Annotated in this window: 25 protein-coding genes; all 25 read right to left on the bottom strand. The window is 44.4% G+C overall.

The window, feature by feature from the left end; translation table 11 throughout:
- Positions 1–79: 79 nt before the first annotated feature.
- The gene (rplF, locus tag CA600_RS18225; protein WP_036680562.1) at positions 80–622 is read right to left on the bottom strand and encodes a 50S ribosomal protein L6; all 543 of its coding nucleotides are present in this window, start codon (positions 620–622) and stop codon (positions 80–82) included.
- 30 nt (positions 623–652) lie between these two features.
- Positions 653–1,051 (bottom strand): 30S ribosomal protein S8, encoded by a 399-nt coding sequence (rpsH, locus tag CA600_RS18220; RefSeq protein ID WP_036680560.1) that lies wholly within the window; start codon positions 1,049–1,051, stop codon positions 653–655.
- 32 nt (positions 1,052–1,083) lie between these two features.
- Positions 1,084–1,269: a type Z 30S ribosomal protein S14 gene (locus CA600_RS18215; RefSeq protein WP_013312154.1), complete on the bottom strand. Its 186-nt coding sequence runs from the start codon at positions 1,267–1,269 to the stop codon at positions 1,084–1,086.
- 49 nt (positions 1,270–1,318) lie between these two features.
- Positions 1,319–1,861, bottom strand: coding sequence for a 50S ribosomal protein L5 (gene rplE / locus CA600_RS18210; RefSeq protein ID WP_042131222.1), 543 nt, complete (start codon positions 1,859–1,861; stop codon positions 1,319–1,321).
- Between the two features lie 31 nt (positions 1,862–1,892).
- The gene (gene rplX / locus CA600_RS18205; RefSeq protein WP_076286851.1) at positions 1,893–2,246 is read right to left on the bottom strand and encodes a 50S ribosomal protein L24; all 354 of its coding nucleotides are present in this window, start codon (positions 2,244–2,246) and stop codon (positions 1,893–1,895) included.
- A gap of 49 nt (positions 2,247–2,295) precedes the next feature.
- The gene (rplN, locus tag CA600_RS18200; protein WP_036680556.1) at positions 2,296–2,664 is read right to left on the bottom strand and encodes a 50S ribosomal protein L14; all 369 of its coding nucleotides are present in this window, start codon (positions 2,662–2,664) and stop codon (positions 2,296–2,298) included.
- A gap of 38 nt (positions 2,665–2,702) precedes the next feature.
- Positions 2,703–2,969, bottom strand: a complete 267-nt coding sequence (rpsQ, locus tag CA600_RS18195; RefSeq protein WP_042131223.1) for a 30S ribosomal protein S17 — start codon at positions 2,967–2,969, stop codon at positions 2,703–2,705.
- 43 nt (positions 2,970–3,012) lie between these two features.
- Positions 3,013–3,210: a 50S ribosomal protein L29 gene (gene rpmC, locus CA600_RS18190; RefSeq protein WP_019908232.1), complete on the bottom strand. Its 198-nt coding sequence runs from the start codon at positions 3,208–3,210 to the stop codon at positions 3,013–3,015.
- Positions 3,200–3,634, bottom strand: coding sequence for a 50S ribosomal protein L16 (gene rplP / locus CA600_RS18185; protein ID WP_042131224.1), 435 nt, complete (start codon positions 3,632–3,634; stop codon positions 3,200–3,202). Before rplP ends, rpmC begins: the two co-directional genes overlap by 11 nt.
- A gap of 2 nt (positions 3,635–3,636) precedes the next feature.
- Positions 3,637–4,302 carry a 30S ribosomal protein S3 gene (rpsC, locus tag CA600_RS18180; protein ID WP_042192169.1) on the bottom strand — a complete coding sequence of 222 codons (666 nt, stop codon included), beginning with the start codon at positions 4,300–4,302 and terminating at the stop codon, positions 3,637–3,639.
- Between the two features lie 13 nt (positions 4,303–4,315).
- Positions 4,316–4,648, bottom strand: coding sequence for a 50S ribosomal protein L22 (rplV, locus tag CA600_RS18175; RefSeq protein ID WP_036680546.1), 333 nt, complete (start codon positions 4,646–4,648; stop codon positions 4,316–4,318).
- 33 nt (positions 4,649–4,681) lie between these two features.
- Positions 4,682–4,960 (bottom strand): 30S ribosomal protein S19, encoded by a 279-nt coding sequence (gene rpsS, locus CA600_RS18170; RefSeq protein ID WP_036652940.1) that lies wholly within the window; start codon positions 4,958–4,960, stop codon positions 4,682–4,684.
- 72 nt (positions 4,961–5,032) lie between these two features.
- A complete protein-coding gene (rplB, locus tag CA600_RS18165; protein ID WP_042192171.1) occupies positions 5,033–5,863 on the bottom strand; it encodes a 50S ribosomal protein L2 in 831 nt (276 codons plus the stop codon).
- 27 nt (positions 5,864–5,890) lie between these two features.
- Complete coding sequence (rplW, locus tag CA600_RS18160) at positions 5,891–6,184, bottom strand: 50S ribosomal protein L23 (RefSeq protein ID WP_036680537.1); 294 nt, start codon at positions 6,182–6,184, stop codon at positions 5,891–5,893.
- On the bottom strand, positions 6,184–6,807 hold the full coding sequence (gene rplD, locus CA600_RS18155; protein WP_042192174.1) for a 50S ribosomal protein L4: 624 nt from the start codon (positions 6,805–6,807) through the stop codon (positions 6,184–6,186). Before rplD ends, rplW begins: the two co-directional genes overlap by 1 nt.
- Before the next feature lie 25 nt (positions 6,808–6,832).
- Positions 6,833–7,456, bottom strand: coding sequence for a 50S ribosomal protein L3 (gene rplC, locus CA600_RS18150; protein ID WP_094871872.1), 624 nt, complete (start codon positions 7,454–7,456; stop codon positions 6,833–6,835).
- Between the two features lie 41 nt (positions 7,457–7,497).
- The gene (gene rpsJ, locus CA600_RS18145; protein ID WP_017692074.1) at positions 7,498–7,806 is read right to left on the bottom strand and encodes a 30S ribosomal protein S10; all 309 of its coding nucleotides are present in this window, start codon (positions 7,804–7,806) and stop codon (positions 7,498–7,500) included.
- Positions 7,807–8,032: 226 nt separating this feature from the next.
- A complete protein-coding gene (locus tag CA600_RS31570; protein ID WP_094871871.1) occupies positions 8,033–9,379 on the bottom strand; it encodes a globin-coupled sensor protein in 1,347 nt (448 codons plus the stop codon).
- A 314-nt stretch (positions 9,380–9,693) separates the two neighbouring features.
- Complete coding sequence (gene tuf, locus CA600_RS18135) at positions 9,694–10,884, bottom strand: elongation factor Tu (RefSeq protein ID WP_042192178.1); 1,191 nt, start codon at positions 10,882–10,884, stop codon at positions 9,694–9,696.
- A gap of 109 nt (positions 10,885–10,993) precedes the next feature.
- Positions 10,994–13,072 carry an elongation factor G gene (gene fusA / locus CA600_RS18130; RefSeq protein WP_094871870.1) on the bottom strand — a complete coding sequence of 693 codons (2,079 nt, stop codon included), beginning with the start codon at positions 13,070–13,072 and terminating at the stop codon, positions 10,994–10,996.
- A 47-nt stretch (positions 13,073–13,119) separates the two neighbouring features.
- Entirely contained in the window at positions 13,120–13,590 is a 471-nt protein-coding gene (gene rpsG, locus CA600_RS18125; RefSeq protein WP_036680520.1) for a 30S ribosomal protein S7, read from the bottom strand.
- A 44-nt stretch (positions 13,591–13,634) separates the two neighbouring features.
- A complete protein-coding gene (rpsL, locus tag CA600_RS18120; RefSeq protein WP_036680518.1) occupies positions 13,635–14,054 on the bottom strand; it encodes a 30S ribosomal protein S12 in 420 nt (139 codons plus the stop codon).
- A 133-nt stretch (positions 14,055–14,187) separates the two neighbouring features.
- On the bottom strand, positions 14,188–14,439 hold the full coding sequence (locus tag CA600_RS18115; RefSeq protein WP_042131229.1) for a ribosomal L7Ae/L30e/S12e/Gadd45 family protein: 252 nt from the start codon (positions 14,437–14,439) through the stop codon (positions 14,188–14,190).
- A gap of 179 nt (positions 14,440–14,618) precedes the next feature.
- Entirely contained in the window at positions 14,619–18,230 is a 3,612-nt protein-coding gene (gene rpoC / locus CA600_RS18110; protein ID WP_094871869.1) for a DNA-directed RNA polymerase subunit beta', read from the bottom strand.
- 115 nt (positions 18,231–18,345) lie between these two features.
- A complete protein-coding gene (gene rpoB, locus CA600_RS18105) occupies positions 18,346–21,891 on the bottom strand; it encodes a DNA-directed RNA polymerase subunit beta (RefSeq protein WP_094871867.1) in 3,546 nt (1,181 codons plus the stop codon).
- Positions 21,892–22,113: the final 222 nt, after the last annotated feature.

Here is a 22,113-nt window from a genome sequence, read left to right as displayed (position 1 = left end):
CCCTTTCACTCCCTTCAGTTTGCCGTAAACAGCTTCACTTTAAGATGCACGGGGTATCTTACAATTAAGTTCGAACTGGTTATTTCTTCTTACCAGCTTTACCTTCTTTGCGGATGATACGCTCGCCTTCATATTTGATACCTTTACCTTTATACGGTTCTGGCTCACGAACGGAACGAATTTTAGCAGCGTATGCGCCAACGCGTTCTTTATCGATACCTTTAACGATGATCTTCGTGTTCGCAGGAACTTCGAACTCGATACCAGCTTCCGGTGTAATTTCAACCGGGTGGGAATAACCAACGTTCAGAACGATTTTATCTCCGGATTTGCTTGCACGATATCCGACCCCAACCAGCTCCAGAGATTTCGAGAAACCTTCAGTCACACCAGCTACCATGTTGTTGACAACGGAGCGGGTTGTGCCGTGAAGTGAACGATGCAATTTGTTATCCGACGGACGAACAACGGTAATTTCGTTATTTTCAACTGTAACCTTCATGTCTTTATGAAGCTCACGAGTCAAAGAACCTTTTGGACCTTTTACTGTAATAACGGCGTTGTCCAAAGTGACATCTACACCGCTAGGTACTGCGATTGGTTTACGACCAATACGAGACATGTGTTGCACCTCCTTATCTTGTGACGTTTATTACCAAATGTAGCAGACAACTTCTCCGCCAGATTTTGATTGACGAGCTTCTTTGTCGGTCATAACTCCCTTAGATGTGGAGATAATCGCGATTCCTAAACCACCAAGTACACGAGGCACTTCATTGCTCTTCGTGTATACGCGAAGGCCTGGTTTACTGATTCTTTTCAAACCAGAAATAACACGCTCTTGGTTAGGGCCGTATTTCAAGAAGATACGGATAATCCCTTGTTTGCTATCTTCAACGAATTCCGCATCGCGGATGAAACCTTCACGCTTCAAAATGTCAGCGATTTGTTTCTTCATAGTAGAAGCAGGCATTTCTACCGTTTCGTGACGCACAATGTTAGCGTTACGAATACGAGTAAGCATATCTGCAATAGGATCAGACATAGTCATGTGTGTAAACCTCCTTCCCGTTTATAAACTTCTTACCAACTTGCTTTTTTCACGCCAGGGATCTGGCCTTTATAAGCTAATTCACGGAAACAAATTCTGCAAATTTTGAACTTTTGCAATACCGAATGTGGACGACCACAACGTTCGCAACGTGTATATGCACGTACTTTAAACTTGGGCGTACGTTGTTGTTTAACTTTCATCGAAGTTTTTGCCACTTAGCCTGACACCTCCTAAACATTTTCGGAGAAAATGGATTAACCGACTTTATTTTGCGAAAGGCATTCCCAGCTGACCCAGCAGCTCGCGGGATTCCTCGTCCGTCTTAGCAGTCGTTACAATAACGATGTCCATACCGCGGACTTTATCCACTTTGTCATATTCGATCTCGGGGAAGATCAATTGTTCTTTAAGACCAAGTGTGTAGTTACCACGGCCGTCAAAGGCTTTAGTGGAAACACCACGGAAGTCACGTACGCGTGGAAGCGTTACGTTGAACAATTTGTCCAAGAAGTAATACATACGCTCGCCGCGCAGTGTTACTTTAACCCCAATCGGCATATTTTCGCGTAGTTTAAAACCAGCGATGGATTTTTTAGCTTTAGTGATTACTGGTTTTTGACCAGCGATCAACTGCATGTCATTAACTGCAGCATCAAGTACTTTGGAGTTTTGAACAGCGTCACCCACACCCATGTTGATGACAACCTTCTCGATCTTAGGCACTTGCATAACAGTTGTATAGTTAAACTTCTGCATCAAAGCAGGTGTTATTTCGTTGAGATAACGTTCTTTCATTCTTGCTGCCATGAAGATTTAACCTCCTTTCTTAAGGGCTAGATTAGTCGATAATCTCTCCGGATCTTTTAGCAATCCGAACTTTTTTACCGTTGTCCAATACTTTGTAACCGATACGTGTTACTTTGCCGGACTTCGGATCGATGTGCATTACGTTGGACACATGAATCGAAGCTTCCTGCTCAATAATTCCACCCTGTGGATTCAGCTGGTTCGGCTTTTGGTGTTTTTTCACCATATTGACGCCTTCTACCAGAACGCGGTTTTCACGAGGATAAGCAGCGATGACACGGCCTTTTTTGCCTTTGTCTTTACCACTAATCACAAGCACCACATCATCTTTCTTCACGTGCAGTTTATTGTTATGGGATTCCAGAACTTTTTTCACTCTAGGCATTTATTACACCTCCTATAACTAACCTTCAACTTATTGGTGCTCGTGTTTATTAGATTACTTCCGGTGCCAAGGAAACGATCTTCATGTAGTCTTTATCGCGAAGTTCGCGAGCAACTGGTCCAAAGATACGTGTTCCACGAGGGCTTCTGTCGTCTTTAACAACAACAGCTGCATTTTCGTCGAATGCGATGTAAGATCCATCTTTACGACGAACGGAACGTTTCGTACGAACAACTACCGCTCTAACAACATCACCTTTTTTGACAACGCCGCCTGGTGTTGCTTGTTTAACGGAACAAACGATCAAATCACCGATTGCTGCTGTACGGCGTCCAGTACCACCCAGTACGCGGATACACATCAGTTCCTTCGCACCAGAGTTGTCAGCCACATGCAAGCGTGTAAATGGTTGAATCATTATAATTTCCTCCTTCCGGAAAAACTCTTTTGATTATCTTAGATGATAACCGCTTTTTCAACCACTTCAACTAGTCTCCAACGTTTGTCCTTGGACAACGGACGAGTTTCCATGACTTTTACGGTATCGCCAATTTTCGCAACGTTTTCCTCATCATGTGCTTTGAATTTCTTCGTAGACTTGATGCGTTTGTGGTACAAGTTATGTTTCTTATAGGTTTCAACAGCGACTACGATGGTTTTATCCATTTTATCACTGACCACTTTACCGATTAGCACTTTACGTGCATTACGTTCTTCGCTCATTAGTTAGCCTCCTTCCTGAATACGGATCTGAGATCCGTCTCACTTAACTAATCCCAAGCACTCTTTGATGGATTACGGTTTTAGCACGAGCTATTTCCTTGCGCACGTCACGAATCCGAGTCGGGTTGTCCAGTTGGCCAGTTGCCAATTGGAAACGGAGATTAAAAAGTTCCTCTTTGAATCCAGCGATCTTTTGTTCAATCTCAGCAGTGGTTAAGTTGCGAAGTTCATTAGCTTTCATTTGCTTCACCACCCAATTCTTCACGTTTCACAAACTTAGTCTTAACAGGCAGCTTGTGAGCGGCAAGACGCATCGCTTCACGAGCGATTTCTTCCGACACGCCTCCGAGTTCGAACATAATCTTGCCCGGTTTAACTACGGCTACCCATTTCTCAACGTTACCTTTACCACTACCCATACGAACCTCGAGAGGCTTTTGAGTAATAGGCTTATCTGGGAAAATCTTGATCCAAACTTGACCGCCACGTTTGATATAACGTGTCATTGCGATACGAGCAGCTTCGATCTGACGGTTAGTGATCCAAGATGGTTCCATTGCAACCAGGCCGAATTCGCCGAAGTTCAATTCAGTACCACCTTTTGCCATACCCTTCATGTGTCCGCGTTGTTGCTTGCGGTGTTTTACGCGTTTTGGTACCAACATGATTAGTTGCCTCCTTCCTGAGCAGCTTGTTTCTTAGCTGGGGGAAGAACTTCTCCACGGTAGATCCATACTTTTACGCCGATAAGACCGTAAGTTGTATGTGCTTCAGCCGTTCCGTAATCGATATCGGCACGAAGCGTATGAAGTGGAACTGTTCCTTCGCTATAACCTTCTGAACGAGCAATCTCAGCTCCGCCAAGACGTCCGCCTACTTGAGTTTTAATCCCTTTTGCGCCAGAACGCATAGTTCTTTGAATCGCTTGTTTGAGTGCACGACGGAACGATACACGGCGTTCCAATTGTTGAGCAATGCTCTCAGCTACAAGAATTGCATCCAATTCAGGGTGCTTGATTTCATTGATGTTGATGTGTACTTTTTTGCCACCAGCGATTGCTGTAACTGCGCTGCGAAGTACTTCTACTTCTGCTCCGCCTTTACCAATAACCATACCTGGTTTAGCAGTATGAATTGTAACGTTCACGCGGTTAGCCGCTCTTTCGATCTCGATATGGGAAACAGCGGAATCCTTCAATTTGCCTTTAAGGTATTCCCGGATTTTGACGTCTTCCATCAGAAGAGTACCGAAATCTTTTCCTGCATACCATTTAGATTCCCAATCGCGAATGATCCCGATCCGGAGTCCGATTGGATTTACCTTTTGACCCACGTGTTATCCCTCCTTATTTCTCAGATACCACCAGTGTAATGTGGCTCGTGCGTTTATTGATCCGACTTGCGCGGCCCATGGCGCGCGGACGGAAACGTTTCATAGTAGGTCCTTGGTTAACGAAAACCTCGCTAACGAACAAACTGTTCACGTCCAAAGAATAGTTATGCTCAGCATTCGCAATTGCCGAATTAAGCAACTTCTCAACGACCGGAGAAGCGGATTTCGGAGTGTGGCGAAGAATAGCAATTGCTTCCCCCACTTGCTTACCACGAATCAAGTCAACAACCAGTTTCGCTTTACGAGCGGAAATCCGCACCGATCTTGCATGTGCTTTTGCTTCCATTGTTTAACCTCCTTTCAAACAGAGACCTTATTATTATCTTCTTGTTTTCTTATCGTCACCCGCGTGGCCTTTGTAAGTACGTGTTGGCGCGAACTCGCCCAACTTGTGACCTACCATATCTTCTGTTACGTATACAGGCACGTGTTTACGGCCGTCATATACACCAAACGTATGTCCGATAAACTGAGGGAAAATGGTTGAGCGACGGGACCAAGTTTTAACTACAACCTTTTTTTCAGCCTCGTTCAGTTCCTCAACTTTTTTAAGCAGGTAGCCATCGATAAACGGCCCCTTCTTTAAACTGCGACCCATGTGTGAATCCTCCCTTCATCCGGTTCTTCAAACCGCGAATCGACGCTTCGCGCTTTATTAACTTGAAGCGTCTTATTTCGTGCGGCGGCGAACGATATATTTATCAGATGCCTTGTTTTTCTTACGCGTTTTGTAACCAAGGGTTGGTTTACCCCATGGAGACATAGGCGATTTACGTCCGATTGGAGCGCGGCCTTCACCACCACCGTGTGGGTGATCGTTCGGGTTCATTACTACACCGCGTACTTCAGGGCGACGGCCAAGCCAGCGACTACGTCCAGCTTTACCGATTTTGATCAATTCATGATCTTCGTTACCTACAGATCCGATAGTTGCACGGCATACGCTAAGGATCTTACGAACCTCACCGGATGACAAACGAACGGAACAGTACTTTTCTTCTTTACCAAGCAATTGAGCTTCTGTACCAGCAGCACGAACCAATTGTCCGCCTTTACCTGGCTTCAACTCAATGTTGTGGATAACTGTACCGACTGGGATATTCTCCAGTGCAAGACTGTTACCAATTTTGATGTCGGCTGTTGGGCCAGACTCTACTTTATCCCCAACTTTTAAGCCTTTAGGAGCGATGATATAACGTTTCTCTCCATCAGCATAGTGGATCAAAGCAATATTAGATGTACGGTTCGGGTCATACTCGATTGTAGCAACGCTACCTGGTATGCCGTCTTTAGTCCGTTTGAAGTCGATAATACGGTATTTACGTTTGTGTCCGCCGCCATGGTGACGAACCGTAATTTTACCTTGGTTGTTGCGTCCCGCATGTTTGAACAGCGGAGAAAGCAACGATTTCTCTGGCTGGTTTGTTGTGATTTCTTCAAACGTAGACACAGACATGTGGCGTCTTGCCGGAGAGGTCGGTTTGTACTTTTTGATTGGCACTATAGTTTCCTCCTTACTTTAAGAGTATTATTCTACCGCTTCAAAAAATTCAAGCGGTTTGCTGTCCGGGCTAAGCTTAACGATGGCTTTTTTCCACTCTGGAGTGTAACCAGAATATTTACCATAACGTTTCAGTTTGCCAGGTACGCGCATTGTGTTCACATTAGTTACTTTTACTTTGAAAATAGCCTCGACAGCTTTTTTGATTTCGGTTTTGTTAGCACGGATATCCACTTCAAAAGCGTATTTCATTTCGCTCATGTAGTCGGAAGTACGTTCCGTAATCACCGGACGTTTGATAATATCACGAGGATCTTTCATTACGCGAACACCTCCTCTACCTTCAGAACTGCTTCTTTAGTGATGATCAGTTTGTCGTACGTTAGTACGTCAAGAACATTAATGCCGTCAGCCGCTACGAATTTCACCCCAGGGATGTTACGAGCGGAAAGTGCTACGTTATCATCATAGCTAGTAGCTACGATCAAAGCTTTGCGTTCCACTTTCAGGTTGTTCAAGATTGCTGCGAATTCTTTCGTCTTCGGAGCATTCATTGTTAAGCTATCCAATACGATAATGTCATTCTCGAGTACTTTCGAGGACAAAGCGGATTTGATCGCCAAACGACGAACCTTCTTAGGCAATTTCCAAGAATAGCTGCGTGGTGTTGGTCCGAAGACAACGCCGCCGCCTTTCCATTGTGGAGAACGAATGGATCCTTGACGAGCGCGACCTGTACCTTTTTGTTTCCAAGGCTTACGTCCACCGCCACGAACTTCAGAACGTCCTTTTACTTTGTGTGTACCACGACGAAGGGAAGCTCTTTGCATAAGCGCAGCTTCATGTAGAACGTGCTCATTCGGTTCAATACCGAATACTGTATCACTCAGTTCTACTTCACCAACTTCGTTGCCACTAATATTAAAAAGTGTTACTTTTGGCATTTCATGTTCCTCCTTTCTTAGGTAATTATTTCTTAACGGTTTGTTTAACTTTCACGAAGCTGTTTTTAGGACCTGGGATAGCGCCTTTAACCAGCAATACGTTACGTTCAACGTCAACCTTGATGATTTCAAGCTTTTGAACCGTGATAGTCGTGTGACCCATATGTCCTGGAAGGCGTTTGCCCTTCGGAACACGGTTAGCTTGGATAGAACCCATGGAACCTGGTCTTCTGTGGTAACGCGATCCGTGTGCCATTGGTCCGCGGCTTTGTCCCCAACGTTTGATGTTACCTTGGAAACCTTTACCTTTGGATGTACCAGTTACGTCAACAAATTCGCCCTCAGCAAAGATATCAGCCTTCAGCTCTTGTCCAACCTCGAGAGTCCCGAGATCAACACCGCGAATTTCGCGAACGTAGCGCTTAGGTGTTGCATTTGCCTTTTTGGCGTGACCCTGTTCAGGCTTATTGGAGCGACTTTCTTTTTTATCAGAAAAGCCCAATTGCACTGCTTCATATCCGTCGATATTCAGGTCTTTCTTTTGCAGTACTACACAAGGTCCTGCTTCGATAACAGTAACTGGAATTACGTTACCTTCTGGAGTAAACACTTGAGTCATACCGAGTTTTTTTCCTAAGATACCTTTCAATGTTGACACCTCTTTTCTTTTCCTAAGTTACTAATAAAGAATTACAATTTGATTTCGATATCTACACCGGACGGTAGATCCAAGCGCATCAAGGCATCCACAGTTTGTGGTGTTGGGTTCACAATATCGATCAAACGTTTGTGAGTCCGTTGTTCAAACTGTTCACGGGAATCCTTGTACTTGTGTACCGCACGGAGAATAGTAATGATTTGCTTCTCAGTTGGCAACGGAATCGGTCCAGATACACCAGCACCCGAACGTTTTGCAGTTTCAACGATTTTCTCTGCGGATTGATCAAGAATTCTGTGGTCGTATGCTTTCAAGCGAATACGAATTTTTTGCTTTGCCATTTTAGTCCCTCCTTCTATCGCCCAATTTATTATCGGACATACTCCGTGAAAATTTTCTGACGTCGACCTCATGGCAAAGGGGCCGGGTGTGTCAGTAACCTCTCACATCATCGCAACGTCTCAGAACAACATTTATTATTATATATAATAGGCGGCAGTATTGCAAGCTTAAATAACAAAACAACGCATATTTTTTTCATGCGCTGCTTTATTACTATTATATAGGTTAAAGATTCTCAGTGGCAGACTTAAAAACTTCAGCTGACTCGGCAGTCTGTGCTGTTGCTGACCCAATTCCCTCTATAGTCTGAATCAATGTTCTTATTTCTTCTTCTACTATAACAATTTCTTGTGTGCTACTTCTCATCGCCTCAACAATTTCAGAAAATAAAAGACTTGTCTCAACGGATTGATGTTTCCCGCTTCTGGTTAGCTCTTGTACCTTACGTATCTCCTCAACGACCTGTTGTGTGAGAATTCCTGATTTGTACGTCAGCTCTACGATCTGAATTACAGTATTCTTCGTATCCTCTGCCAATCGACTAACTTCTTGAGCAACTACACTAAACCCTCTACCATGCACTCCGGCTCTAGCCGCTTCTATCGTTGCATTAAGTGAAAGAATTTTAGTTTGATCTGCAATATCTTTTACCGAGTTTACGATTTTTTGAATTTGTTTAGAGGAATTACTTAATTCGTGGACTGAATGTTCCATTTCACTAGTACTTTGATAAATAAGATTAATCTGTTCTGTTAAGCTATCCAAATGCTTATGTCCATCTGTAGCCAACCCCTGCGACTCTACAGCGGATGTAGCTGTATGTTGGAATGTTCTACTCACTTCATTGCTACTGGCTACTAGCTGCTTCACAGCAGCATTTGTGTCGATACTAAAATCTATTAATTCGCTGCTGAATTCAGCAATTTTCTGCTTTAACTCATTTTTAACCAAAAGGTATTGTTGTTCCTTCTCTTTGACGTTTTCCTTCTCATATTCCTCTAGGACAAGTTGTTGTTCAAGGTTAAGCAGCTTAGTTACGGTCTTAACTACATGTAGACGTGAATGGTCATCCTGTGTCTCATTATAAATAACTTGTATAAAAACGTTCTGAAGATTTTGAAAAGCGGATAAGTACCATTTAGGCTCAAGTCCTACTCTTTTGTGAATATTAGCAATCTTCATTCGCTTTGCTATGTATTCTTTATCAACATTGCCATCAAAAATTTCAATGATATGCTCGCGGAGTGTTGTTTTCAACCTCTCAATACTACTATGCTCCAGTATAATGGCTTCGAGTTTATCCACTCCTAATACCGAATTATAAAATTGATCAATGATATAGTCTATATTCTTTTCAACGCTAGGCTTAACCCTACGTAATAATTTCAAATCTGATTCAGTTAGATCAATCATTCTCATTTGCTCATTGAGTTCGTCATAACCCTCAAGAGTATGAAAAAAATCTTCAGTACGCTTAGTCTGGTGTTCATGTTCTAGATTAGGGGTGTGAGAATCCTCATTATTATTACGTGATGTTATAGCATGCATGAATGAAAAAGGACATTTTCCCATGTTATCACTCTCCCCTTAATTACTATTTTTTTACAATATTACCTCCCTTTCATTTTACTCTATGATTATTAAAATTGTAAACAATTTATCGTTGAATTTTGTAGAATTTTGTAGAATCATTCGAAATAATATACTTATTTTAGCTTATATTGTCGAATATTAGATGATTTATCCTCAAATGAAACGAAAAATCAATTAATAGTCTATCGAACAAAATAAGAAATTAAGTAATATTACAACAAAAAGCCCCGGATTCTCCGCAAGAAGAATCCGGGGCACTATGATTCAGAGTCTACCCGCAGATAGAAACGAATTTATTTTTGGATGGAAGCTACGCTACCTGCTCCAACTGTACGTCCACCTTCGCGAATGGAGAATTTAGTACCTTCTTCAATAGCGATAGGGGAGATCAAAGCAACAGTTACAGTGATGTTGTCACCAGGCATAACCATTTCAGTACCTTCTGGCAAGTTGATGATGCCAGTTACGTCAGTTGTACGGAAGTAGAACTGTGGACGGTAACCAGTGAAGAATGGTTTGTGACGTCCGCCTTCTTCTTTAGTCAAAACGTAGATTTGAGCAGTGAACTCAGTGTGTGGTTTAACAGAGTTCGGTTTAGCCAATACTTGGCCACGCTCGATCATAGTACGGTCTACACCACGAAGCAAAGCTCCGATGTTGTCGCCCGCTTGAGCGGAATCCAGCAATTTACGGAACATTTCTACGCCCGTAACTACGGATTTCTTAGTTTCTTCGTGAATACCAACGATTTCGATTTCTTCTCCGACTTTAACTGTTCCGCGTTCTACGCGACCAGTTGCCACAGTACCGCGACCAGTGATGGAGAATACATCTTCGACAGGCATCAAGAATGGTTTGTCAGTTTGACGCTCTGGAAGTGGAATGTACTCGTCGATTGTTTCGAACATTTCAACAATCTTCTTAGCATATTCGCCTTCTGGGTTTTGAAGAGCTTCACGAGCAGAACCACGAATGATTGGAGTATCGTCGCCTGGGAAGTCATACTCGCTAAGCAAGTCACGAACTTCCATTTCAACCAATTCCAACAACTCTTCGTCTTCAACCATGTCGCATTTGTTCAAGAAAACAACGATGTATGGAACACCTACTTGACGGGACAACAGGATGTGCTCGCGAGTTTGTGGCATAGGGCCATCAGCTGCGGATACAACCAGGATAGCTCCGTCCATTTGCGCTGCGCCTGTGATCATGTTTTTAACATAGTCGGCGTGACCAGGGCAGTCTACGTGAGCGTAGTGACGGTTAGGAGTTTCATATTCAACGTGGGAAGTGGAGATTGTGATACCACGTTCGCGCTCTTCAGGAGCTTTGTCGATTTGATCGAATGCGATAGCTGCGCCACCGTAAGTTTTGGACAATACAGTAGTGATTGCAGCAGTCAGAGTCGTTTTACCATGGTCGACGTGACCAATAGTACCGATGTTAACGTGCGGTTTGTTACGTTCAAACTTTGCCTTTGCCATTTGAACAGTTCCTCCTTAATGTGGGGTTCCTTATATTTGAGCCGCCCGTATATATGCTTATCTTAGATGACTGAGTGATTATACTCGGACGGCAAGTTAAAACTAGTAATTATTCTCCGCCTTTGTTCTTAGCAGCGATCTCTTCCGCAATGGATTTCGGAACTTCTTCATAGTGAGAAAGCTCCATTGAGAATACGCCACGTCCTTGAGTACCAGAACGAAGAGTTGTAGAGTATCCGAACATTTCGGAAAGAGGCACCTTAGCACGGATAATTTGCGCTCCACCACGGGAATCCATACCTTCGATACGGCCACGGCGGGAGTTCAGCATACCCATAACATCACCCATATATTCCTCAGGAACAGTTACTTCTACTTTCATGATTGGCTCAAGCAGGACAGGCTTACACTTGTCTTTAGCTGCTTTAAGCGCCATCGAGCCGGCAATTTTAAATGCCATTTCGTTGGAATCGACATCATGGTAAGAACCATCAACGATGGTAGCTTTAACGTCTACAAGCGGGAAGCCTGCAAGTACGCCGTTTTTCATTTGTTCTTCGATACCCGCAAGTGCAGGAGCGATGTACTCTCTAGGAACCGAGCCACCGACAACTTTACTTTCGAATTTGCTACCAGTACCTGGCTCGAGGGGTTCAAATTCAACCCATACGTGACCGTATTGACCACGACCACCAGATTGGCGTACAAATTTACCTTCGACGCGAGCAGGTGCCTTGAACGTTTCGCGGTAAGCAACCTGTGGTTTACCCACATTGGTTTCTACTTTGAACTCACGACGCATACGGTCGATGATGATGTCCAAGTGAAGTTCACCCATACCAGCCAGGATAGTTTGGCCTGTTTCTTCATCAGTATGAGCACGAAGAGTGGGATCCTCTTCAGTCAACTTACCGAGAGCAACGCCCAATTTATCTTGGTCAGCTTTTGTTTTTGGTTCAACAGCGATTTCGATAACTGGATCAGGAAAGTTCATTGATTCCAAAATTACTGGATGCTTCTCATCACACAGTGTATCACCTGTACTGGTGTCTTTCAAACCAACTGCTGCAGCGATGTCACCAGAATACACGATGGAAATCTCTTGACGGCTGTTAGCATGCATTTGAAGGATACGACCAATACGTTCACGCTTGTTCTTAGTAGCATTAACTACGTAAGATCCGGACTCTAGAATACCAGAGTATACACGGAAGAACGTAAGTTTACCTACATAAGGGTCAGTCATGATTTTAAATGCCAAAGCTGCAAACGGTTCTTCATCCGAAGAATGACGAACTGCTTCAGTTCCATCATCAAGATGTCCAGTGATAGCTGGAACGTCAAGAGGAGATGGCAAGTAATCAATAACCGCATCCAGCATAAGCTGAATCCCTTTGTTACGGTAGGAGGATCCAACAATTACAGGGAACAATTTAACTTCAACTACGCCTTTGCGCAGTGCAGCTTTAATTTCCGGAACTGTAATTTCTTCGCCTTCCAGGTACTTCATAGTCAGATCTTCATCAAGTTCAGCAACTTTCTCGATCAACTCGAGACGCAGCTCCTCAACTTTGGCCAAATATTCTTCCGGAATATCCGTTACTTCGATGTTTTGGCCTAGATCATCTCTGAACATGTGTGCTTTTTGCTCAACAAGGTCGATAATACCAGTGAAATCACTTTCTGCGCCAATTGGCAATTGAATAGCAACTGCATTGGCTTGAAGGCGATCACGCATAGTTTCGATTACGTTAAGGAAGTCTGCACCGATAATGTCCATTTTGTTCACATATGCAATACGGGGTACGTTATAACGGTCAGCCTGTCTCCATACGGTTTCAGACTGAGGCTCAACGCCCTCTTTTGCACTAAATACACCTACTGCCCCATCCAATACACGCAGGGAACGTTCAACTTCAACAGTGAAGTCAACGTGTCCTGGGGTATCAATGATATTGATGCGGTGACCTTTCCACGCAGCAGTCGTAGCAGCGGACGTAATCGTGATTCCGCGCTCTTGTTCTTGCTCCATCCAGTCCATTGTAGCAGCACCCTCGTGAACTTCACCGATTTTGTGCGTACGGCCTGTATAGAAAAGAATCCGCTCTGTGGTAGTTGTTTTACCAGCATCAATATGCGCCATGATCCCGATATTACGTGTATTTTTTAAGGAGAACTCTCTAGCCATGAAATGGATCTCCCTTCAAAATATAAGTTATTTGAATGACCTTAATCCTACCAACGGTAGTGAGCGAACGCTTTGTTTGCTTCAGCCATTTTGTGTGTATCTTCGCGTTTCTTAACAGAAGCGCCTGTGTTGTTGGAAGCGTCGATGATCTCAGCCGCCAAACGCTCTTCCATCGTCTTCTCACCGCGGTTGCGAGAGTAGTTTACGAGCCAACGTAATCCCAGAGCAGTACGTCTCTCTGGTTTAACCTCGATAGGTACTTGATAGTTAGCACCACCGACACGACGAGCTTTGACTTCCAAAACCGGCATGATGTTCTTGATGGCAGCTTCGAAAACTTCCATCGGATCTTTACCCGTACGTTCTTCAATCAATTTGAATGAATTGTACAGAATGCTTTGAGCGACACCTCTTTTACCACCCAGCATAATGCGGTTAATCAAACGAGTAACCAACTTGCTATTATACAACGGATCTGGCAATACGTCTCTCTTAGTAACTGGACCTTTGCGTGGCATGGATATCCCCCTTTCTTAAATGTTTATTATTCTAGAATTTTTTCTTATTTCTTAGCTTTAGGACGTTTAGCACCGTATTTAGAACGAGCTTGCATCCGGTTAGCTACACCTGCTGTATCCAATGCACCACGAACGATATGGTAACGAACCCCTGCAAGGTCCTTTACTTTACCTCCGCGAAGTAATACAACACTGTGCTCTTGTAAGTTATGTCCGATACCCGGGATATAAGCTGTTACCTCGAGACGGTTCGTCAAACGAACACGGGCATATTTACGAAGCGCTGAGTTTGGTTTACGTGGAGTCATAGTACCAACACGAGTGCACACACCGCGTTTTTGCGGAGCGCTCAAATTTGTAGCCTCACGCTTGAGGGCGTTATACCCTTTTTGAAGAGCGGGAGATTTAGATTTTTCGATTTTGGCTTGACGGCCTTTACGAACCAATTGGTTAATTGTTGGCATGTTGTTGCCACCCCCTTCCTGAAATGATAGCCGATTTAAGAACTCTAAGCCCACAGACCCAGGCGGTTCATAAAAAGACAAATGAAAAGTTCTTGCCGCTGGAGTTCACCCCAGTACAAAAACATTTCCGTAGCTATTGTTTTAAGACGGCTGCCATCGCAGCGCCAACTTCTATTCCGCAGGCCTTGCCCAAATTTAGCATTGTATCCACGTATGTGATCTTAACACCTTGTTTGTTACAAAGCATAACTATCCTGGAAGTAAGCCTTTGATCTCCGTCCTCTGCCACATAGACTTCTGCGGCTTGGCCCAACTCTACCGCCTTGACGGTTTGTTTGGTACCGATCTTGACCTGAGCATCCTGTAGTCCTCTATCATCAGTCATAATCATTACCTCCAATGAACAAGGATAACATGGCTACTCACGCACCTTAGACATTTTAGCATTATCAATAGATGGTGTCAAGAAATTCAGCAATAATATTTATCATTATTATACACAGCAGATATTCGTGTCACACCTATGAATAGGTATGACACGAGTTCACTACCATGATTGCTAATTTATTCAGCAGGAACCGGCTCTAAAGATTCAAGCGTGCTTTCTGCATTTGGATCACTTAACTTAACATTACGGTAACGATTCATACCAGTACCTGCAGGAATCAACTTACCGATAATAACATTTTCTTTGAGTCCAAGCAACTTATCTACTTTGCCTTTGATAGCAGCATCTGTTAAGACACGAGTTGTTTCTTGGAAAGATGCAGCGGATAAGAAGGAATCTGTCTCAAGAGATGCCTTGGTAATACCGAGCAAGACTGGTTTAGCAACTGCAGGCTCTTTACCAGACAAGATGGCTTCCTTGTTAGCAGCTTCATATTCATGAATATCCGCAAACGCACCTGGTAACAGACTTGTGTCACCTGCATCAATGATACGGATCTTCCGAAGCATTTGTTTGATCATAACTTCAATGTGCTTATCATTGATCTCAACGCCCTGGTTACGATATACACGCTGAACTTCTTGCAGAATGTAGTTTTGTACCCCACGGATCCCTTTGATTCGCAGCATTTCTTTAGGGTCAATCGAACCGTCTGTCAACTCATCGCCGGCTTCAATCTCTTGGCCTTCGCTGACACGTAGACGTGAACCATAAGTTATGGAATAAGTCTTGGATTCTGCTTCACCTTGAACCTCGATTTCACGACGATCCTTAGTTTCACGGATTTCCTTGATTACACCATCGATCTCACTGATTGTAGCCTGACCTTTAGGGTTACGGGCTTCAAACAACTCTTGAATACGCGGCAAACCTTGCGTGATGTCATCACCGGCAACACCGCCGGTATGGAACGTACGCATTGTAAGCTGGGTTCCTGGTTCACCGATAGATTGTGCAGCGATAATACCAACTGCTTCACCGATCTCAACGTGTTTACCAGTTGCCAAGTTACGACCGTAACATTTCTTACAAACACCATGACGAGCACGGCAGCTTAGTACAGAGCGGATTTGTAGCTTAGTTACACCAGCGTCTACGATTGCTTCCGCTTTATCGGAGTCAATCAAATCGTTGCGGTGAACAATGATTTCGCCTGTTTCTGGATGACGGACAGTCTCGAAGCAGTAACGACCTTCGATACGGTCATACAGATCCTCAATAACCTCTTTACCATCCTGAATACGACTAACTGTAAATCCTTTATCCGTTCCACAATCTTCCTCACGGACGATAACGTCCTGAGCTACGTCAACGAGACGACGAGTCAAGTAACCGGAGTCAGCAGTACGAAGTGCGGTATCGGCAAGACCTTTACGCGCTCCGTGAGTGGAAATAAAGTACTCCAAGACCGTAAGACCTTCACGGAAATTCGCTTTAATTGGCAATTCGAAAATCCGACCCGAAGGTGTTGCCATCAGACCACGCATACCACCCAGCTGAGTGATCTGCGATTTGTTACCCCGCGCTTTGGAGTCAACCATGAGCATGATAGAGTTGAAACGGTCCATCGATTTCAGCAGGATGTTCGTAAGATCATCCTTCGTTTTCGACCAGATCTCAATAACACGGTCGTACCGTTCGTCATTAGTGATCAGACCACGGCGATATTGGTTAGCAACCACATCTACCTTAGCTTCGGACTCTTTCAAGATCGTAACTTTCTCCTCAGGCACGATAACATCCGACACGGCAACGGTAACACCGGAACGTGTGGAATAAGTGAAGCCGAGTTGTTTAATTTTATCCAAAATCATAGAGGTTTTGGTTGTATGATAAGTTTCAAAACAACGTGCGATAATCAGACCCAGATATTCTTTACCTACAGCGCTGGCTTCAGGAGCGGATTCAATCAGCTCGCGAATATCTGCACCTTTTTCATAGATAAAGTATTTTTCTGGCGTGCCGTGCAGCAAGTTAGTCTTAGTCGCTTCATTGATATAAGGGAAACTACTTGGGTAAATTTCATTAAAGATAATCTTACCGATTGTAGTAATCAACATTGCGCCTTGTTGTTTTTCCGTAAAGCAAGTCTTACCCAGTGCTTTAACTGGAATAGCTACACGAGCATGAAGTCCTGCAGTTCCGCGTTGGTAAGCTGATACAGCTTCATTTACGGTACGCAGAATCATACCTGATCCTTTTTCTTCCTTGTTGTCCATGGTCAGGTAGAAAGTACCAAGGACCATATCCTGGGAAGGTGTTACAACCGGTTTTCCGTCTTTAGGGTTCAAGATATTACCGGATGCAAGCATGAGAATACGTGCTTCCGCTTGAGCTTCTGCTGACAGAGGAACGTGCACCGCCATTTGGTCACCGTCAAAGTCGGCGTTATAAGCCGTACATACGAGTGGGTGAAGACGAATAGCATGACCTTCCACCAAAATCGGTTCAAAAGCTTGGATACCGAGACGGTGAAGTGTTGGTGCGCGGTTTAGAAGTACTGGGTGCTCTCTGATTACTTCTTCAAGTACATCCCATACTTCAGGACTTACACGCTCAACTTTACGTTTTGCGCTCTTTATGTTGTGGGCTAGGCCCTTATTAACCAATTCCTTCATGACAAAAGGTTTGAACAATTCTAGCGCCATTTTCTTAGGAAGTCCGCACTGGTACATCTTGAGGTACGGTCCTACAACGATAACGGAACGACCAGAGTAGTCAACCCGTTTACCGAGCAAGTTCTGACGGAAACGTCCTTGTTTACCTTTCAGCATGTGGCTGAGAGATTTTAATGGACGGTTACCAGGACCCGTTACCGGACGTCCTCTACGGCCGTTATCGATGAGAGCATCGACAGCTTCCTGTAGCATCCGTTTCTCGTTCTGCACGATAATGTCAGGTGCACCAAGATCCAGCAGTCTCTTCAGACGGTTGTTCCGGTTAATAACACGACGATAGAGATCATTCAAGTCGGACGTAGCAAAACGGCCACCATCCAATTGAACCATCGGACGAAGCTCCGGAGGAATAACCGGAAGAACATCCATGATCATCCAATCAGGCTTGTTGCCGGAGTTACGGAATGCTTCAATGACTTCCAGACGTTTGATCGCCCGGTTACGGCGTTGGCCTTGGGCCGTACGCAGTTCTTCTTTGAGGAATTCCAGCTCTTTATCGATGTCGATATCTTGAAGAAGCTTTTTAACAGCTTCAGCACCCATGCCGGCTTGGAAACCGTAACCGTATTTTTCACGGTAGCTACGATATTCTTTCTCGGACAGAAGTTGTTTCTTTTCCAGTGGTGTTTCACCTGGGTCAGTTACAACATACGAAGCGAAGTAGATAATCTCTTCAAGTGATCTTGGAGACATATCTAGTGCCAAACCCATGCGGCTTGGGATACCTTTGAAGTACCAGATATGAGATACCGGAGCAGCCAATTCAATGTGACCCATACGTTCACGACGAACTTTAGCACGGGTAACTTCAACGCCACAACGGTCGCAGACTACGCCCTTATAACGGACACGTTTGTATTTACCGCAATGACATTCCCAGTCTTTTTGCGGTCCAAAGATACGCTCGCAGAAAAGACCCTCTTTTTCCGGTTTCAATGTACGATAGTTAATGGTTTCCGGTTTCTTAACTTCTCCGCGGGACCATGAACGAATCTTCTCCGGAGAAGCGAGTCCGATTTTCATAAATTCAAAATTGTTAACGTCCAACAAGGAGCAACCCTCCTTAACCTAATCCTGATTTAGTACCGCTTTGCCCTCCTCTGACTGTTACATCAAAAGAGGGCGCGGTCCTTTATAAAATGGAACTTTAAAGCTCCAAGCGTGATTATTCTGCTCCGACTTCTGCGCCTTCTAAATTGAGGCTCAGCTTGTCGCCTGACGTCTCGTCCTCATCGTCCAATTCTCTCATTTCAATTTCCTGCTCGTCACCGCTAAGAATCTTAACATCCATACCCAGGGACTGCAGTTCTTTGATCAATACCTTGAACGATTCAGGAACACCTGGTTCCGGTACATTTTCACCTTTGACAATGGATTCGTACGTCTTCACGCGACCAACCACGTCATCGGATTTTACGGTCAAAATTTCTTGCAATGTATATGCAGCACCGTAAGCTTCAAGCGCCCACACTTCCATCTCCCCGAAACGCTGTCCACCAAACTGAGCTTTACCACCCAGTGGCTGCTGCGTAACTAGTGAGTAAGGTCCTGTTGAACGGGCGTGAATCTTATCATCAACCATGTGCGCCAGTTTGATCATATGCATGACGCCGACAGTAACTTCACGTTCGAAGCGTTCACCTGTCCGACCATCGTACAATATAGTCTTACCATTACGCTGCATGCCAGCTTCTTCCATCGTATCAAATACGTCATACTCACGCGCTCCGTCGAATACCGGCGTTGCAATGTGAATTCCCAGACGCAATGCGGCCATACCAATATGGACCTCAAGCACCTGTCCGATATTCATACGAGAAGGAACGCCTAGAGGGTTAAGAACAACCTGTACTGGCGTACCGTCCGGAAGGAACGGCATATCTTCTTCTGGCAGGATACGAGCAACGACACCCTTGTTACCGTGACGTCCGGCCATTTTGTCACCTTCAGAAATCTTACGTTTCTGAGCGATGTACACACGAACCAATTGATTTACGCCAGGAGGCAGCTCATCGCCGTTCTCACGTGTAAACACTTTAACGTCAACGATAATACCATCACTACCGTGAGGAACGCGTAAAGAGGTATCCCGCACTTCACGAGCCTTCTCACCAAAGATAGCGTGTAGGAGACGCTCTTCTGCAGTCAATTCAGTTACACCCTTTGGAGTAACCTTACCAACTAGAATGTCACCAGCACTGATTTCCGCACCGATGCGGATAATTCCACGCTCATCAAGATTGCGCAGAGCTTCTTCGCCCACGTTTGGAATATCACGTGTGATTTCTTCAGGTCCCAGTTTAGTGTCACGAGCTTCGGATTCGTATTCCTCGATATGAATCGAAGTGTATACATCTTCCTTTACTAGTTTTTCACTTAACAGGATCGCATCCTCGTAGTTGTAACCTTCCCAAGTCATGAACGCAACGACTACGTTACGACCAAGAGCAAGTTCGCCCATTTCTGTAGAAGGACCGTCCGCCAGGATGTCACCCTTCTTAACAATATCCCCTCTTTTAGCTAGAGGACGCTGGTTAATACAGGTACCTTGGTTAGAACGCATAAATTTGTGTAATTTATATTTAACGATATCGCCTTTAACTTCTTTGCCTTCGACAGTCTCAACCCGGCGCAGCCAAATTTCATTAGCTGAAGAACGTTCGATAATACCGTCATACTTAGAAACAACACATACGCCAGAATCCTTAGCGGATTTATGTTCCATCCCTGTTCCGACCAACGGAGCTTTAGGAATTAGAAGCGGAACAGCTTGACGCTGCATGTTAGATCCCATCAGAGCGCGGTTGGAGTCATCGTTCTCAAGGAACGGAATGAGCGCCGTAGCGACGGATACGACCTGTTTAGGCGAAACATCCATGTAATCCACACGATTACTTGGCATTGTTGTAATGTTGTCAGAGTCTTTATTGTAACGAACGATTACCATGTCTTCCTTAAAGGAGCCATCTTCATCGATCAATACGTTAGCCTGAGCAACTACATAATTATCTTCCTCATCCGCAGTCAGATAATCGATTTGTTCAGTTACCTTACCAGTCTTTGGATCTACCCAACGATATGGAGCTTCAATAAAGCCATATTCGTTGATACGAGCAAAGGTGGACAAGGAGTTGATCAATCCAATGTTCGGACCTTCCGGTGTTTCAATTGGACACATCCGGCCGTAGTGACTGTGATGGACGTCACGAACTTCAAAGCCCGCGCGTTCACGTGTCAAACCACCAGGTCCGAGTGCAGACAGACGACGTTTATGCGTAAGTTCCGCAAGTGGGTTCGTCTGGTCCATAAACTGAGACAACTGGGAGCTACCGAAAAACTCTTTAATGGACGCGATAACCGGACGAATATTGATCAGAGCTTGAGGCGTAATAGCATTAGCATCCTGAATCGACATTCTTTCACGCACAACGCGCTCCATACGGGACAAACCGATACGGAACTGATTCTGCAGAAGTTCACCTACAGAACGTAGACGACGGTTACCCAGATGGTCAATATCATCGGTATTACCAATTCCGTGAAGCAAATTAATAAAGTAGCTGATCGAGGATATAATATCAGCTTGAGTAATGTGCTTAACAGACTTGTCGATGTTGCCGTTAGCGATCAGCTTAATAACCCGACCTTCTTCAATTGGCGAGAATACGTCAATTGTTTGAAGAGGAATATCTTCACTGTCCGTAACTCCGCCAGTAACACGGTAGTTTTTAAAGGCAACATTCTTTTCGAAATACGGAATCAATTCATCAAGCAGTCTACGATCGACCATTTGGCCGGATTCTGCCAGAATTTCTCCGGTAGAGTCATCAACCAAAGGTTGAGCAAGACGTTGATTGAAAAGACGGTTCTTAATGTGCAGCTTTTTATTGATTTTGTAACGGCCTACATTAGCTAGGTCGTAGCGTTTTGGATCAAAGAAACGCGCAACCAGCAAACTTCTGGCATTGTCTAGTGTCGGCGGTTCGCCCGGACGGAGTCGCTCATAAATCTCAATAAGCGCCTTCTCCGTGGAGTCCGTGTTGTCTTTATCCAGCGTATTGCGAATATATTCATCATTGCCAAGCAATTCCAGAATTTCGGCATCACTACCGAAACCGAGAGCACGCAAAAGTACGGTAACAGGAATTTTACGAGTCCGATCGATACGAACATACATAATATCCTTAGCGTCGGTCTCAAGTTCCAACCAGGCTCCGCGGTTCGGGATTACTGTGGCGGTGTAGGTTTTTTTGCCGTTCTTATCCACTTTTGTGCTGAAATAGACGCTTGGAGAGCGAACCAACTGGCTGACAATAACCCGTTCTGCACCGTTAATAATAAAAGTGCCGGTCTCCGTCATCAGCGGGAAATCTCCCATGAACACTTCCTGCTCTTTGACCTCACCGGTCTCCTTATTAATGAGCCGCACCTTTACACGCAGAGGAGCCGCATACGTCACGTCCCGCTCTTTAGCGTCGTCAACCGTATATTTCGGTTCACCCAGGCTGTAATCAATGAACTCTAGTACCAAATTACCTGTGAAATCCTGGATCGGCGAGATGTCCTGAAACATTTCCCGCAATCCTTCCTCCAAAAACCAATCATAAGATTTTTGTTGGATCTCGATCAGGTTCGGGACCTCGAGTACCTCGTTAATTCTCGCATAGCTCCGCCGAGTGCGTCGACCATACTGAACAAGATGTCCTGCCAACTTTACTCACCCCTCATGTCTACTCACTTAAAAATTGATTGCGAACCCTTGTTTGGAACCGTATAATGGAACCATACTACAAGGATTCAGTCATAAATAAAAGAAAAGCCCTTATCGAAATCTTCGAAAAAAGAGCGCACTTATCCATGACCAAAATACTCCTTATCCAGTAGATTTGCCCAAAACGTACATATTATACGTCACCAAGCAACAGTTTATGCG

It is taken from the genome of Paenibacillus sp. VTT E-133280 (assembly GCF_002264385.1).
GTDB lineage: Bacteria > Bacillota > Bacilli > Paenibacillales > Paenibacillaceae > Paenibacillus_AQ > Paenibacillus_AQ nitricinens.
Note: the sequence above shows the minus strand (reverse complement) of the source record. Positions and strands in the feature narration are given on the sequence as shown.